The 14,808-nt window shown below is 71.5% G+C and carries 14 protein-coding genes; 6 read left to right on the plus strand and 8 right to left on the minus strand.

Going from position 1 to position 14,808, the window contains the following annotated elements; genetic code table 11:
• A partial coding sequence (locus RT051_RS06855) for a ProQ/FINO family protein (RefSeq protein WP_313074111.1) occupies positions 1-812 on the plus strand: 812 nt, incomplete at its 5' end.
• Between the two features lie 58 nt (positions 813-870).
• On the opposite strand, the gene RT051_RS06860 is transcribed toward RT051_RS06855, so the two are convergent.
• The 3 genes from RT051_RS06860 to lplT form a co-directional block, all read right to left on the minus strand.
• Complete coding sequence (locus tag RT051_RS06860) at positions 871-1,467, minus strand: hypothetical protein (RefSeq protein ID WP_313074114.1); 597 nt, start codon at positions 1,465-1,467, stop codon at positions 871-873.
• Between the two features lie 132 nt (positions 1,468-1,599).
• Positions 1,600-2,475 (minus strand): DMT family transporter, encoded by an 876-nt coding sequence (locus tag RT051_RS06865; protein WP_313074117.1) that lies wholly within the window; start codon positions 2,473-2,475, stop codon positions 1,600-1,602.
• 81 nt (positions 2,476-2,556) lie between these two features.
• Positions 2,557-3,834, minus strand: a complete 1,278-nt coding sequence (gene lplT / locus RT051_RS06870; protein WP_313074119.1) for a lysophospholipid transporter LplT — start codon at positions 3,832-3,834, stop codon at positions 2,557-2,559.
• A 142-nt stretch (positions 3,835-3,976) separates the two neighbouring features.
• Between lplT and alr the strand changes: the two genes are divergently transcribed.
• On the plus strand, positions 3,977-5,077 hold the full coding sequence (alr, locus tag RT051_RS06875) for an alanine racemase (RefSeq protein ID WP_313074121.1): 1,101 nt from the start codon (positions 3,977-3,979) through the stop codon (positions 5,075-5,077).
• Positions 5,078-5,244: 167 nt separating this feature from the next.
• Complete coding sequence (locus RT051_RS06880) at positions 5,245-6,264, plus strand: cytochrome-c peroxidase (protein WP_313074124.1); 1,020 nt, start codon at positions 5,245-5,247, stop codon at positions 6,262-6,264.
• 90 nt (positions 6,265-6,354) lie between these two features.
• Here the strand turns inward: RT051_RS06880 and RT051_RS06885 are convergent, their stop codons facing one another.
• The 4 genes from RT051_RS06885 to RT051_RS06900 all read right to left on the minus strand — a co-directional run bounded on the left by RT051_RS06885 (position 6,355) and on the right by RT051_RS06900 (position 10,124).
• The gene (locus RT051_RS06885; protein WP_313074127.1) at positions 6,355-7,650 is read right to left on the minus strand and encodes a TRAP transporter large permease subunit; all 1,296 of its coding nucleotides are present in this window, start codon (positions 7,648-7,650) and stop codon (positions 6,355-6,357) included.
• Entirely contained in the window at positions 7,643-8,149 is a 507-nt protein-coding gene (locus tag RT051_RS06890; RefSeq protein ID WP_313074130.1) for a TRAP transporter small permease subunit, read from the minus strand. The genes RT051_RS06885 and RT051_RS06890 overlap by 8 nt, the downstream gene beginning before the upstream one ends.
• Positions 8,150-8,240: 91 nt before the next feature.
• A complete protein-coding gene (locus RT051_RS06895; RefSeq protein ID WP_313074132.1) occupies positions 8,241-9,227 on the minus strand; it encodes a TRAP transporter substrate-binding protein in 987 nt (328 codons plus the stop codon).
• Between the two features lie 222 nt (positions 9,228-9,449).
• Positions 9,450-10,124, minus strand: a complete 675-nt coding sequence (locus RT051_RS06900) for a GntR family transcriptional regulator (protein WP_313074136.1) — start codon at positions 10,122-10,124, stop codon at positions 9,450-9,452.
• Positions 10,125-10,196: 72 nt separating this feature from the next.
• Here RT051_RS06900 and RT051_RS06905 point away from each other — a divergent pair, with 72 nt between their 5' ends.
• Genes RT051_RS06905 through RT051_RS06915 form a run of 3 tightly spaced genes read left to right on the plus strand, consistent with a single transcriptional unit; the run spans position 10,197 to position 14,364 of the window.
• Positions 10,197-10,949, plus strand: a complete 753-nt coding sequence (locus RT051_RS06905) for a 5-oxoprolinase subunit PxpA (protein ID WP_313074138.1) — start codon at positions 10,197-10,199, stop codon at positions 10,947-10,949.
• A 14-nt stretch (positions 10,950-10,963) separates the two neighbouring features.
• Positions 10,964-12,622 (plus strand): 5-oxoprolinase/urea amidolyase family protein, encoded by a 1,659-nt coding sequence (locus RT051_RS06910; RefSeq protein WP_313074141.1) that lies wholly within the window; start codon positions 10,964-10,966, stop codon positions 12,620-12,622.
• Complete coding sequence (locus RT051_RS06915; RefSeq protein WP_313074142.1) at positions 12,619-14,364, plus strand: biotin carboxylase N-terminal domain-containing protein; 1,746 nt, start codon at positions 12,619-12,621, stop codon at positions 14,362-14,364. The genes RT051_RS06910 and RT051_RS06915 overlap by 4 nt, the downstream gene beginning before the upstream one ends.
• 158 nt (positions 14,365-14,522) lie before the next feature.
• Here the strand turns inward: RT051_RS06915 and RT051_RS06920 are convergent, their stop codons facing one another.
• A complete protein-coding gene (locus RT051_RS06920; RefSeq protein WP_313074144.1) occupies positions 14,523-14,723 on the minus strand; it encodes a hypothetical protein in 201 nt (66 codons plus the stop codon).
• Positions 14,724-14,808 lie beyond the last annotated feature (85 nt).

Genomic DNA, 14,808 nt, shown 5'->3' on the forward strand with positions numbered 1-14,808 from the left:
CTGCCGCCGCTGCGCAGGCGGCTGCCGATGAGCCCGCCACACGCCGCGCACCGCGCCGCGCCCGGGGCGGGCGCCGCGGCGCACCTGTGCAGCCGCAGGCCCCCGTCGCCCAGACCCCGGCCGCCCGCCGGGCGCAGCACCCGCTGCTGGCCCAGCTGGCTCAGTGGCATCCCAGGCTTTTTGGCGAGCAGCCGCTGCCGCTCAAGCGCGGCATCTTCCACGACCTGCTGGCCGCACACGGCGAGGCGCTCGACAAGGACGCGCTCAAGGTGGCGATGGCCATCCACACGCGCTCCACGCGCTACCTGAACGCCGTGGCCAGCGGCCAGGCCCGGCACGACCTGCAGGGCCAGCGCGTCGAGGCCATGGCGCCCGAGCACATCCACCATGCGCTGCTGGAGGTCTTTCGCCGCCGTCGCCCGCGCGAGGGCGAAGACCTGACGGCGCGGCTGCGCCGGCGCATCGCCCAGGCGTTCGAGGCCAGCGGGCTCACGCGCGAGGCCTACGACGCGCTGGTGCGCGGGCGCGACGAGCAGGCCAATGCCCTGCTGGACGAGGCCTTTGCCGAAGTGGCCGAGCGTGACGCCCGGGCCGAGGCGCTGCTGCGCGCCTTCGAAGCCAGCGGCGCCACGCCCGAGCACTTTGCCGACATGTACGGCATGGAGCGCGGGCAGGTGGCGCAGCAGCTGGCGCGAGCCCGCCGCCTGCGCGAGCCCGCCCCGGCGCAGGAGGGAGCGCCTGCGCCGGAAGACGCGTCCGGCGAGATCGCGGCAGAACAGCCACTGGCCGCCGACCCGAACGCCGCGGCCTGAACGCCCGCCATCACAGCGCGCCCGCCGGCCCTGCCCGCGGGCCGTGGGCGCTGGGGCGTCAGCGGCTGCCCGTGCCGGACGCCGCACCGCCCGGGTTGCCCGAAGCCGCGCCCGAGGCATTGGGATTGCCGGCCGTCGTGCCGCCCGCGCCAGGGCTGCCTGCGGTCGTGCCCGTCGTGCTCGGGCTGTCGCCGCCGGTGGCTCCACTGGCGGTGCGGTTGCCGGACACGGCGCCCGAGGCGCTCGCATCCCCGGTGCCCGGGCCCATGAGGCTCGGGGCGCTGGTGCTCGTGCCGGCCGGGTTGACCGCGGCGCGCTCGCCCTGCGTGGGCGCGGGTACCGGGGCAGCATCACCCTGCGCGGGGCTGCGGTTGCCCTCGGACGGGGTGGCCGGGTCCGAAGGCAGGGGCTCGGGCGGCGTGATGCCGGGCGGCGGGTTGTCGGCCTGGCCGGTCGTGGGGGTGCTGGCAGGCGCGGGAACCGGGGCGGCAGCCGGGGATGCGGCCGGCTCCAGCGTGGCCGGGGCGGGCGGAGGCGGCTGGTCGCGGCGGTCGCAGCCGGCCATCAGCGCGGCCGCTGCCGCCAGGCCCAGGACGAGGGTCCAGCGCGCTGCCGGCGCACGGGGGGAGGAAGGGATGGGTTGGCCCAGGGGCATGGCGCTCTCTCCTGTAGGGGTGGTAAAGGGTCCCGGGCATCTTGGGCCAGGGCCGGCCCCGGCGCGAAGAGTGCCGCGGCGACCGCCGCTGTAGGGGCGGCGCGCGTGGTCCTGTAGGCGCGTCCCGGCGCCTCAGCGCCGCAGGGCAGCCAGCAGCGCCGCGCCCACCACCAGCGCGCCGCCCGCCAGCGTGCGCGCCGTGGGCGCGCTGCTGCCGGCCAGCATGGAGGAGCCGCTGGCAAACACCACCTCCGAGAGCATGACCACCGCCGTGGTGCCGGCTGCCAGGCGCGAGGCACCGTACTGCAGGGCCCAGTTGCCCAGCATCAGCAGCGCCGCCAGCCCCACTGCCACCCCGGCCCAGGCCAGGTCGAACGGCGGCAGCGCCGGCACCGCGCCCAGCGCCTGGCCAGCCAGCGCGGCGGCAAAAGCCATGGCCATGCAGCCGCCGAACATGGTCGCCATGCGCGCCTGCCCCGGGATGCCCTGGAAGCGGCGCAGCAGCACGTTGGTGAGCGCGAACATGAAGCCGCCCAGCAGCGCCAGCGCGTCGGCCAGGCCCAGCGCCGCGCCCAGGCGCTCGGCTCCGCCGCGCTCGGGCCACAGCACCAGCAGCACTCCGGCAAAGGCCAGGGCGAGGCGCGCCAGCGCCACGCGCGTGGGCCGCTCGCCCAGGATGCGCCAGGCCAGCAGCACGGCCCAGGCGGGCATCAGGTAGAACAGCAGGATGACGCGCACCACGTCGCCAATGCCGATGGCCCAGTTGAAGGCCACGTTGTTCACGCCCGAGCTGGCCGCCAGCAGCAGCAGGGCCGGCCCAGCGGCGCGTACCTGGCTCCAGACACCCGGGCGCAGCGCGGTGAGACCGGCCAGGATGAGCGCGTACATCAGCGCCGTGGCCCACAGCGGATGCAGGCCGGCGGCAAGCATCTGGCGAAACGGCCACCAGGCCAGGCCCCAGATCAGGGCGTTGGACAACAGGGCCAGGACGGGAAGCGGTGAATGCATGCAAAAAGTGCCGCGAGCCCTTGGTCTACAAGGACTTGCAGCTATCAAAATTGAATTGCCCTGGCGCCGCCGCCCCGGTCTTCAGTGCGTGTCGTGCCGGGCGATGCGCAGCAGCTGCGCCATCTCCTCGGGGTGGCGCTGCAGGTTGTTGCGGTGCCAACGCCCGATCAACGCCATGACGACGGCCACCAGCAGCCCGAAGGTGCCGATGGCGCCAAAGGCCGACAGGCCGAAGCTGGTGGACAGGCTGTAGAACGCACCCATGCCCAGGATGGCGGCCTGCTCGTTGAAGTTCTGCACGGCGATCGAGCGGCCCGCACCCATGAGGTTGTGGCCGCGGTGCTGCAGCAGGGCGTTCATGGGCACCACCAGAAACCCCCCCAGGCCGCCGAGCACGATCAGGAACGGAATGGCCAGCCAGATGCTGTGGATGGCGTTCATCAGGATGACCAGCAGGCCCATCGCGATGCCCAGCGGGATGACGCGCGTGGCATTGTCCAGGCGCATGCGCATGGAGGCGAGCACGGCGCCGGCGGCCGTGCCGATGGCCACCACGCCGACCAGGGCCGAGGCCTTGGTGGTGCTGTAGCCGAGCGCCGCGGCGCTCCAGGCCAGCACGATGTAGCGCAGGTTGCCCGACACGCCCCAGAACAGCGTGGTGGTGGACAGCGAGATCTGGCCCAGCTTGTCGCGCCACAGCCGGCCGTTGCAGACCCAGAAGTCGGGCAGCAGCGCCAGCGGGTTGGGCGGCATGGGACGCATCTCCACCCCGGTGTGCGGGATGCGCAGGTTGAACCACGCCGCCAGGGCGTAGACGGGCAGCAGCGCCATGATGGCGGCCTCGGCCGGCAGGTCGATGCCGAAATCGAGCACCGGGAAGTCGAAGGCCAGCAGCACGCTGGAGATGTGCGGCGCCACCAGCTGCCCGCCCACCAGCACGCCCAGGATGATGGAGGCAATCGTCAGCCCCTCGATCCAGCCGTTGGCCTGCACCAGCTGCGAAGCCGGCAAGAGCTCGGTCAGGATGCCGTACTTGGCCGGCGAGTACGCCGCCGCGCCCAGGCCGACCACGGCGTAGGCCAAGAGCGGGTGCGAGCCGTAGAGCATCATCAGGCAGCCCACCATCTTGATGGCGTTGCTCAGCAGCATGACGCGGCCCTTGGGCTGGGAGTCGGCGAACGCGCCGACAAAGGGCGCCAGCACCACGTAGAACAGCGCGAACATGGGCACCAGGGCGGCGCGCTGCCATTCGGGGGCTCCGCCGGTGCGCAGCAGTTCCACCGCGGTCACGAACAGGGCGTTGTCGGCCAGCGAGCTGAAGAACTGCGCCGACATGATGGTGTAGAAACCGCGCTTCATCGGGGGCGTGTTGCTCCATCAGACGCACTGATGGACGTTGAAAACTCCAGAGACTCCGAGGAGCGACGGGCGGTTATATCACGGGGGTGGCGGGGGGCGATGCCACAATGGCCGGGCCGATTTTGGCGAAACCACTGCAGCCATGCCGCGCCCCATCCACGCCACCATCCACACGGCCGCATTGCGCGCCAACCTCGAGCGCGCGCGTGCCGCCGCACCCGACGCGCGCGTCTGGGCGGTGGTCAAGGCCAATGCCTACGGGCACGGCATCGAGCGGGTGCACGAGGCGTTCCTGGCGGCCGACGGTTTCGCGCTGCTGGACCTGCAGGAGGCCGAGCGCGTGCGCCAGCTTGGCTGGCGCGGGCCCATCCTGCTGCTGGAGGGCGTGTTCGAGCCGCGCGACCTGGAGCTGTGCTCGCGCCTGGGCCTGTGGCATGCCGTGCACTGCGACGCGCAGATCGACTGGCTGGCGGCGCACAAGACGCACGCCCCGCACCGGGTCTTCCTGAAGATGAACTCGGGCATGAACCGGCTGGGATTTCCCGCGCAGCGCTTTCGCGCCGCCTGGGCGCGGCTGTCGGCGCTGCCGCAGGTCGAGGAGATCTCGCTGATGACGCATTTCTCCGACGCCGACGGCGAGCGCGGCATCGCCCACCAGCTGCACGCCTTCAGCCAGGCCACGGCCGACCTGCCGGGCGAGCGCAGCCTGTGCAACAGCGCCGCCCTGCTGCGCCACGGCCTGCAGGCCGCCGTGCGCCAGGACTGGGTGCGCGCCGGCATCGCGCTGTACGGCAGCGCGCCCGACCATCCGGCGCAGACGGCCGGGCACTGGGGCCTGGCGCCGGGCATGACGCTGTCCTCGCGCCTGATCGGCGTGCAGGAGCTGCGGCCCGGCGACACCGTGGGCTACGGCTCGCTGTTTCGTGCCGAGGCGCCGCTGCGCATCGGCGTGGTCGCCTGCGGCTACGCCGACGGCTACCCGCGCCACGCCGGCACCGGCACGCCGGTGCTGGTGGACGGGGTGCGCACGCGCACCGTCGGGCGGGTCAGCATGGACATGATCACCGTGGACCTCACGCCGGTGCCCGGGGCCGGCCCGGGCAGCGAGGTGACGCTGTGGGGCCGCGCCAGCACCGGTGCCGTGCTGCCCATCGACGAGGTGGCGCAGGCCGCGGGCACGGTGGGCTACGAGCTCATGTGCGCTTTGGCGCCGCGCGTGCCGGTGGCCGCGGACGCGGACTGATCGCCGAGGAGCAGGGCCGGCAGGCCGGATCGGGCCAAAAACCCTTTTCTGGGAATTGTCTTTGCCTTGCCGCAGATCAAGCGGCGGGTTCGGGCTTACCCGAAAAATGGGGCGGCGTTGCCAAGATCAGCGCCTGACATCCACAACAACCTTTCTGGAGCGCCCCCATGCGTCAAAAGCCCCGTTCCCTCCTTCGTGCCACGCGTTTTGCGCTGGGCAGCGTCTTCGCGGCAGCACTGCTGGCCGCAGCCCCGGCGCACGCGCAGGAGCCCGTGCAGCCCATCGAGGCGCCCAAGTCCGTCAACGCCGCGCAGGCAGAGCTTGGCAAGAAGCTGTGGTTCGACCCGCGCCTGTCGCGCTCGGGCTTCATCTCGTGCAACTCCTGCCACAACCTGAGCATGGGCGGCTCGGACAACCTGAAGACCTCCATCGGCCACAACTGGCAGAAGGGTCCCATCAACTCGCCCACGGTGCTCAACTCCAGCCTGAACGTGGCGCAGTTCTGGGACGGCCGCGCCAAGGACCTGCGCGAGCAGGCCGGCGGCCCCATCGCCAACCCGGGCGAGATGGCCTTCACCCATGACCTGGCCATCGGCATGCTGCGCTCCATCCCGCAGTACGTGGCCGAGTTCCAGCAGGTCTTCGGCCACGACCGCCTGACCATCGACGAGGTGACCACGGCCATCGCCGCCTTCGAGGAGACCCTGGTCACGCCGAACGCGCGCTTCGACCAGTGGCTCAAGGGCGACAAGAAGGCCATCAACGACCAGGAGCTGCGCGGCTACCAGCTGTTCAAGAGCGCCGGCTGCGTGGCCTGCCACAACGGCCCCAACCTGGGCGGCACGTCGTTCCAGAAGATGGGTCTGGTCGAGCCCTACAAGACCGACAACCCGGCCGAGGGCCGCTTTGCGGTGACCGGCAATGACGCCGAGCGCTTCAACTTCAAGGTGCCGACGCTGCGCAACGTGGAGCTGACGTATCCCTACTTCCACGACGGCGCGGCCGACACGCTGGCGCAGGCCGTGGACACCATGGGCCGCATCCAGCTGGGCAAGACCTTCACCACGCAGGAGAACGCCGACATCGTCGCCTTCCTGAAGACGCTGACCGGCGAGCAGCCGCAGATCGTGCTGCCCATCCTGCCGCCGTCCAGCGACAAGACCCCGCGCCCGCGTCCGTTCGACTGAGCGCGCCGCCGCAGCGCAAAAAAAGGCCCCGGCAAGGCGGGGCCACTTTCAGGAGCCGGGCCCGCGAGGGCGCCGGCTTTTTTGTGTGGGCTACATGCGCGCCGGCAGGGCCGTGACGATGGCCGGGAAGAACCACAGGAGGGTCAGCGCCAGCACCATCAGCAGGAAGTAGGGCGCGCACACGCTGGCGATGTAGGTGATCTGCTTGCCCGTCATGCTCTGCAGCACGAACAGGTTGAAGCCCACGGGCGGGGTGATCTGCGCCGTCTCTACCGTGATGACCAGGAAGATGCCGAACCACAGCGGGTCGATGCCCGCGGCCTGCACGATGGGCAGCACCACGCTGATGGTCAGCACGATGGTGGAGATGCCGTCCAGGAAGCAGCCGACCAGGATGTAGAACAGCCCCAGCACGACGATCAGCATGGCCGGCGAGAGATTGAGACTGCCGACGAATTCGGCCATCTGGCGCGGCAGGCCGATGTAGCCCATGGCCAGCGTCATGAAGGCGGCGCCAGCCAGGATCAGCGCGATCATGCAGTACAGGCGCGTCGCGCCCATCAGCGAGGCCTTGAAGTTCTCCCAGGTCAGCGCGCGCTGCCAGGCCGACAGCACCAGCGAGCCGACCACGCCGATGGAGGCCGCCTCGGTGGCGGTGGCGATGCCGGTGTAGATGCTGGCAATCACGCTGAGGATCAAGAGCACCACCGGAATCAGGTGACGCGCCTCATGCAGCTTCTGCGTGAAGGTCAGCTGCGTGTCGGCCTGGGGCACCTGCTCGGGGTGGCGCAGCGCCCACAGCATGATCCAGCCGCTGAACAGGGCCGCCAGCAGCAGGCCCGGCAGCACGCCGGCCATGAACAGCTTGGAGATCGACAGCTCGGCCGAGACGCCATAGACGATCAGGATGATGGAGGGCGGGATCAAGAGGCCGAGCGTGGCCGGTCCGCCCAGCGAGCCGATGATCTGCGCCTCGCTGTAGCCGCGCCGCTGCAGCTCGGGGATGTTCATCTTGCCCACGGTGGCGCAGGTGGCGGCCGACGAGCCCGAGACGGACGCGAAGATGGTGCAGCCGATGACGTTGGTGTGCAGCAGACGCCCGGGCAGGGCGTTGACCCAGGGCGCCAGGCCCCGGAACATGCTCTCGGACAGATTGGTGCGGTAGAGGATCTCGCCCATCCAGACGAACAGTGGCAGCGCCGTGAGCGTCCAGCTGCTGGCCGAGCCCCAGATGGTCATGGCCATGGCGTCGCCCGCGGCGCGCGCGGTGAAGAACTCCATGCCGAACCAGGCCACGCCCGCAAGCGTCAGGCCCACCCACACGCCGCCACTGAGCAGTGCCAGCAGCACCACCGTCAGCATGACGCTGGCAAAGATCTCATTCATGGTGTGCGTCCTCCACGCTGCGCGGGGTGCGGCGGCCTAGCAGCTCCAGCACCAGCTCGTCGCAGAAGGCGATGAAAAACACGAAGGTGCCTGCCGCCATGGTCAGTTGCGGGATCCACAGCGGCGTGGCGTCGATGCCCATGGAGACGTCGCCGATCTCCCAGGACTGCCACACCAGGTGCGCCGAGTACCAGGCGAGGAACGCCGACAGCGCCGTGGCGATCGCCAGCGCCAGCACCTCGGCCACCTTCGCGGCGCGCCCGCGCAGCATGCCGATGAACAGGGTGACACGGATGTGTTCGCCCTTCTTGAGGGTGCCGGCCAGGGCCATGAAGCCGGCGCCGGCCATGGCGTAGCCGGCGTAGGAGTCGGAGCCGGGCGCGGCAAAGCCCAGCAGGCGGCTGGCGATGGTGAGCAGCACCATGGCCAGCACGCCGATCATGCAGAGGCCAGCCAGCCAGGCGCTGGCGGCGTAGAGGCCATCGAGCAGTTTGCGCATGGGGAGGGAAGCGGGTTGTCGGACAAAAAAAGCCCCCGGCAGGTCTGCACAGGGGGCTGCTTGCGGTCGCTTGCGGACCTGCGGTGGGGGCTTATTTGCCGCCGGTGCGGAAGGCCTCCAGCACGGCCTTGCCGTCAGGGCCGGCCTTGTCCGCCCATTCCTGCACCACGGTCTCGCCCACCTTGGCCAGGTCGGTCATGAGCTGGGCCGAGGGCTCCTCGACCTTCATGCCGCCATCGCGCAGGACCTGCAGCGAGCGCTCGTCCACCTTGCGCGACTCGGCCCAGCCGCGCTCCTCGGCCGCGGCCGCGGCCTTCAGGACGGCCTGCTGGTGCTCCTTGCTCAGGGCGAGGAAGGCCTTCTTGTTCACCGTGACGGCGTTCTTCGGGATCCACGCGCGCACGTTGTAGAAGTGCTTGAGGTTCTCGTAGAGCTTGTTGTCGGCGCCGGTGGCGCTGGAGGTGATCAGGCCTTCGATCACGCCGGTGGCCAGGGCCTGCGACAGTTCCGCTTCCTGGATGGTCACGGGCTGGGCGCCCACCAGCTCGCCGATGCGCGCCGTGGTAGGCGAGTACACGCGCCACTTCAGCCCCTTCAGGTCGGCGGCCGAGCGGATGGGCTTGTTGCTGTAGATGCTCTGGGGCGGCCAGGCAACCGAATACAGCAGCACCTGGCCCTGCTTGTCCAGGAGCTTTTGCAGGTGGGGCTTCTGCGCCTGGTAGAGCTTGTAGGCTTCTTCGTAGTTCTTGACCAGGAAGGGCAGGCCGTCCAGGCCGAACATCTGCGCTTCGTTCTGGAAGCTCACCAGGAAGAACTCGCCCATCTGCGCGTTGCCGGTCTGCACGGCGCGCTTGATCTCGGGCATCTTGAACAGCGAGGCGCCGAAGTGCGGCGTGATCTTGAGCGCGCCGCCGGTGGCCGCGTCCACGTCCTTGACGAACTGCTCGTTGTTCTTGGAGTGGAAGTTGAACGCCGGGTAGGCGGTGGCGAAGTCCCATTTGGTCTGGGCGACGGCGGTGGTGCCCAGGCACAGGCCGGTGGCCAGGGCGGCGGTGGCGCAGAAGATGCGGCGTTTCATGGGTGTCTCCTTCGGCCGCGCACGGGGCGGCTCAAACGCAGGGGGATGGGTACGACAAAAGTCTGCAAGCGGAAGTTATCAGATTCACGGGCAAAGACACTTAGGGTTTTCAACAATGCTCGATGTTTGTTAGGACGCTAACTTCCAATCGTTGAAATTAAAAACAGTTTTTGTTCAACAATAAGCGGCGTCCAATGGCCGCGAAACGCCGGGCCGGCCGCTTCAGGCCACTTGGCGCGCATACACCGCCAGCACCATGCGTTCGGACTGCACCAGGTAGCCCTCCAGCTCCCGGGCGGCGGCGCCGGTCTGGCCTTCCATGAACAGTTGCAGCAGGCGGGCGTTGTGGTCCACGTAAGGGGCATGCAGGTATTCCGGATCGTCCAGCAGGCCGAAGGCCAGGCGCAGCTCGGCCGCCAGGTGCTCGAACATGGCCGACAGGCGTTCGCTGTCGGCCAGCGCGACGATGGCCGCGTGGAACGCCATGTTGGCCGTGCCCACGGCGCGCCAGTCGCGTGCCTGGCTGGCCTGCTGGCCGTCCTCCACGGCGCGCTGCATCTGCTTGTGCGCCGGGTGCAGCGGCCAGGCCTTCTCCAGCGACTGGCACTCAATCAGCCGGCGCACGCGGTAGATGTCGATGATGTCGGCGATGGAGGGCACAACCACCGACACGCCCCGGTTGGGTGCGTGGTGCAACAGCCCTTCCTTGATCAGGATGCGGAACACCTCGCGCAGCGTGTTGCGCGAGATGTCCAGCTGCTGGCTCAGCTGTGCCTCCGACAGGTGCTGGCCGGCGCGCAGCTCGCCGTGGATGAGTTGCTGGCGGATGGTGTGCGCCACCGTGTCGGCCAGGCTGGACGGGGCGGCGGGGCGGGCGGGCAGGTGCCTCTGGGGCATGGAAGGGGCTCCGGAAGAGGGCGGGTTGTTCAACAACCCTGCAGTGTTTTTTGACGAATCACAGGATACAAGATGGACATCAACAGCGATCTGGGTGAAAGCTTCGGCGCCTGGCGCATGGGCGACGACGCCGCCCTGCTGGACGTAGTCACCAGCGCCAACGTGGCCTGCGGCTTCCACGCGGGCGACCCGGCCGGCATCCTCGACACCCTGCATGCCGCCGCCGAGCGCGGCGTGGTCGTGGGCGCGCACGTGGCCTACCCCGACCTGGTGGGCTTCGGGCGGCGCAACATGGACCCGACCAGCCGCGAGCTGCAGGCCGACGTGATCTACCAGATCGGCGCGCTGCAGGGCCTGGCCGCGGCTGCCGGCACGCGGGTGCGCTACGTCAAGCCGCACGGCGCGCTCTACAACACCATCGCCCACGACGAGCACCAGGCGCGCGACGTGATCGCCGCCATCCGGGCGGTGGACCCCGGCCTGACGCTGATGGCGCTGGCCGGCTCGCCCCTGATCCGGTGGGCGCGCGACGCCGGTCTGCGCGTGGTGGCCGAGGCCTTTGCCGACCGCGCCTACAACGACGACGGCAGCCTGGTCTCGCGCCGCCAGCCCGGCGCCGTGCTGCACGACGCCGACGCGGTGGCCGAGCGCATGCTGCGCCTGGTGCAGACCGGCCGGCTCACGGCCGCGAGCGGGCGCGAGGTGGCGATCGAGGCCGACTCGATTTGCGTGCACGGCGACAGCCCCGGGGCGGTCGAGATGGCGCGGCGCATCCATGCCCGGCTGGTGCAGGCCGGCGTCACCCTCCAGGCGTTTGCCGCATGAGCGGAGCGCACACCATGCGCTGGCTGCCCCTCGGGAGCAGCGCCGTGCTGCTCGAACTCGGCGACCTGGCGCAGGCCATGGCGCTGCACCGCCAGCTCCTGGTCGAGCCCGTGGCCGGCGTCGTGGAGCTGGTGCCGGCCGCGCGCACGCTGCTGCTCAAGCTCGCGCTCGGGCAGAGGGCAGACGCAGCGCTGCAGCAGGCCCTGCAGGCGCGCTGGCAGCGCGCCCGCGCGCATGCGGCCCTGCCCGCCGCCGGGCGCGTGGTGGAGATCGCCGTGCGCTACGACGGCGCCGACCTGCCCGACGTGGCCGAACTGTTGGGCATCAGCGTGCGCGAGGTGATCGCGCGCCATACCGGCCAGCCCTGGCAGGCGGCCTTTGCGGGCTTCGCGCCCGGCTTCGTCTATCTGGCGGGCGGGCACCCGTGCTTTCAGCTGCCGCGCCGGCCCTCGCCGCGCACCCGGGTGCCGGCCGGTTCGGTGGCGCTGGCGGGCCACTTCAGTGCCATCTACCCCCACGCCAGCCCGGGCGGCTGGCAGCTGATCGGCACCACCGACGCGCGCCTGTGGGACTTGCAGCGACCGGGGCCGGCGCTGGTGCAGCCGGGCTTCGAGGTGCAGTTCCGCGACGCTGCCGGGGGTGGACGCATGGTCAGCCTGCCGACGGCCCAGCGGCAGGACGGTGGTGTCGCCGCGCCGGCCGGCGAACTGCCCGCCGCACCGCCCGGCGCGCCCGGGCCGGCGGCTGCCGACCAGACCTTGATCGAGGTGCTGCACCCCGGCCTGCAGACCCTGGTGCAGGACGGCGGACGGCGCGGCCAGGCGGGCCTGGGCATCTCCGCCAGCGGTGCGCTGGACCGGGGCGCCCTGCATGCGGCCAACCGGCTCGTGGGCAACCCGGTGGACACGCCGGCGCTGGAGAACCTGTTGGGCGGCCTGCGCCTGCGCAGTCATGGCCACACCACGCTGGCGGTGGCGGGCGCCGACCTGACCCTGCACGTCGAGACGCTGGACGGCACGCGCCGCACGCTGCGCAGCCCGGCCACCATCGCTTTGAACGATGGCGATGTGCTGACCCTGGCCGCGCCGGAGGCCGGCGTGCGCGCCTATGTGGCGCTGCGCGGCGGCTGGCAGGTCGCGCCCGTGCTCGGCAGCGCCAGCAGCGACACCCTGGCGCGCATCGGCCCGGCGCCCCTGCAGGCCGGCATGCGCCTGGCCGTGGGCGGTGTCGCGCCCGGCCGTCTGCGCGCCGTCGAGCTGCCCGAGGCGGGCGCCGGCCCGGCCCTGCCGCGGCCGGGCGACCGGGTGACGCTGGACGTGCTGCTGGGCCCGCGCACCGACTGGTTCACGCCCGAGGCGGTGGAGCTGCTGCAGCGCCAGGAGTGGCAGGTCACGCCCCAGTCCGACCGCGTCGGCATGCGCCTGCAGGGCGCCGAGCCGCTGGCGCGCGCGCGCACCGAGGAGCTGCCCAGCGAAGGCACGGTGGCCGGCGCCCTGCAGGTGCCCGCCAACGGCCAGCCGCTGCTGTTCCTGGCCGACCACCCGCTGACCATCGGCTACCCCGTCATCGCCACGCTCGCCAGCCACCATCTGGACCGGGCGGCGCAGATCCCCGTGGGCTGCCGGCTGCGCTTTCGCGTGGTCGCGCCCTTTGCCCAGGAAGTATTCCCATGATCACCAAAGTTCTCATTGCCAACCGCGGCGAGGTCGCGGTACGCATCGCACGCGCCTGCCGCGACTACGGCGTGCGCTCCATTGCCGTCTATGCCGACCCCGATGCCGACGCACTGCACGTGCGCGCCGCCGACGAAGCCTGGGCCCTGGCGGGCACGCGCCCGGCCGAAACCTACCTGTCCATCGACCGGCTGCTCGACATTGCCCGCAAGAGCGGCGCCGACGCGGTGCACCCGGGCTACGGCTTCCTGTCCGAGCGCGCCGAGTTCGCGCGCGCGGTGCAGGCGGCGGGCCTGGCCTGGATCGGCCCGCGCCCCGAGACCATCGAGGCCCTGGGCGACAAGGTGGCGGCGCGGCGCATCGCGCAGCAGGTCGGCGCGCCGCTGGTCGCAGGCACGCCCGGGCCGGTCTCCAGCAGCGAGGAGGTGCTGGCCTTCGCGCGCGAGCACGGCCTGCCGCTGGCCATCAAGGCGGCGCACGGCGGCGGCGGGCGCGGCCTGAAGGTGGCCTGGCAGATGGAGGATGTGGCCGAGTTGTACGAATCCGCGGTGCGCGAGGCGACGGCGGCCTTCGGGCGCGGCGAGTGCTATGTGGAGCAGTTCCTCGACCGGCCGCGCCACATCGAGGCCCAGGTGCTGGCCGACCGGCACGGGCAGGTACTGGTGCTGGGCACGCGTGACTGCTCGCTGCAGCGGCGCAACCAGAAGCTGGTGGAAGAGGCGCCGGCGCCGTTCCTGTCCGACGCGCAGCGCGCGCAGATCCACGAGGCGGCGCGCGCCATCTGCCAGGCGGCCGGCTACGAGAGCGCCGGCACGGTGGAGTTCCTGCTCAGCCGCAGCGGGCAGATCTCGTTCCTGGAGGTCAATACGCGCCTGCAGGTCGAGCACCCGGTGACCGAGGAGACCACCGGGGTGGACCTGGTGCTCGAGCAGCTGCGCATCGCCGACGGCCTGCCACTGCAGTGGACCGAGACGCCGCCCGCGCGCGGGCACAGCATCGAATTTCGCATCAACGCCGAGGACCCGGGCCGGGGCTACCTGCCCACGCCCGGGCGGATCAGCGCCTTCGATGCGCCCAGCGGCCCGGGCGTGCGGCTGGACAGCGGCGTGGCGGCGGGCAGCCAGGTGCCGGGCAGCTTCGACTCGCTCATGGCCAAGCTGATCGTCACCGGCGCCACGCGCGAGCAGGCGCTGGCCCGCGCGCGCCGGGCGCTGGCCGAGTTCCGCATCGAGGGTGTGGCCTCGGTGTTGCCCTTCCACCGCGCGGTGCTCGACGACCCTGCTTTCACGGTCACCGGCGCCGAGGGCTTTGCCGTGCACACGCGCTGGATAGAGACCGAGATGCGCTGCGAATTCGAGAGCGCAGAGTCGCCGCTGGACAAGGGTTTGGAGCCGATTTTGCGCACATTCATCGAACTCGACGGCCGGCGTGTGAGCCTGGGCCTGCCGGCCGGGTTGGGGCTGCAGGCAGGCGCGGCTGCGCCGCAGACGGGGTCCGCCCCGGCCACTGCAGCCGCCGAGGGCGACGTGCTGGCACCGCTGACGGGCAGCTTGGTGGCCTGGCACCAGGAGGACGGCGCCCGGGTGCAGGCCGGCGAGGTCGTCGCCGTGATGGAAGCGATGAAGATGGAGACGGCGCTCAGTGCCCCCCGCACCGGCCGCCTGCAGCGCGTCGCCAGCGCCGGCCAGCTGCTGGCTTCGGGCGAGCTGGTGGCGCGCATCCAGGGGGATGGAGCCGCCTGAAGGGCCGGCTCCTGCCTCTCCCTCCCCCTCTGGGGGAGGGCAGGGGTGGGGGCCAGCGCCGGTGACCCAGACAGAAGGCGTGCCACAACCCGCCGGCCCCCATCCCCGCCTTCCCCCAGAGGGGGAAGGAGCCAGAGGCCGCCGCCAGCACGTGGGGTCTAACCCGCCTGCCCGGCCGACGGAGCCGGCACCGGCGGCGCGGTGGGCTTGAGCGGCTTGTCGCCCGGGCGCGGCTGGCAGGCGGCCAGGGCCAGGGCGGTCGTCAGCAGCAGCGCGGCGGCCGGCCGGCGGCGTGACAAAACGGGGCGCTGAGGCAGGGGCGCGGAATGGGGCGTGGAGTGGGGCGCGGAGTGGGGCATGGCGGGATCCGGTGGCGGGGTGGATGGCGGCGCTCGCGGCGCCCGGCCATGGTAGGCGCAGGGCTGGCCGCGCCTGGGTAGGATG

The sequence above is a fragment of the Melaminivora sp. genome (assembly GCF_032059615.1).
Lineage (GTDB): Bacteria > Pseudomonadota > Gammaproteobacteria > Burkholderiales > Burkholderiaceae_C > Melaminivora.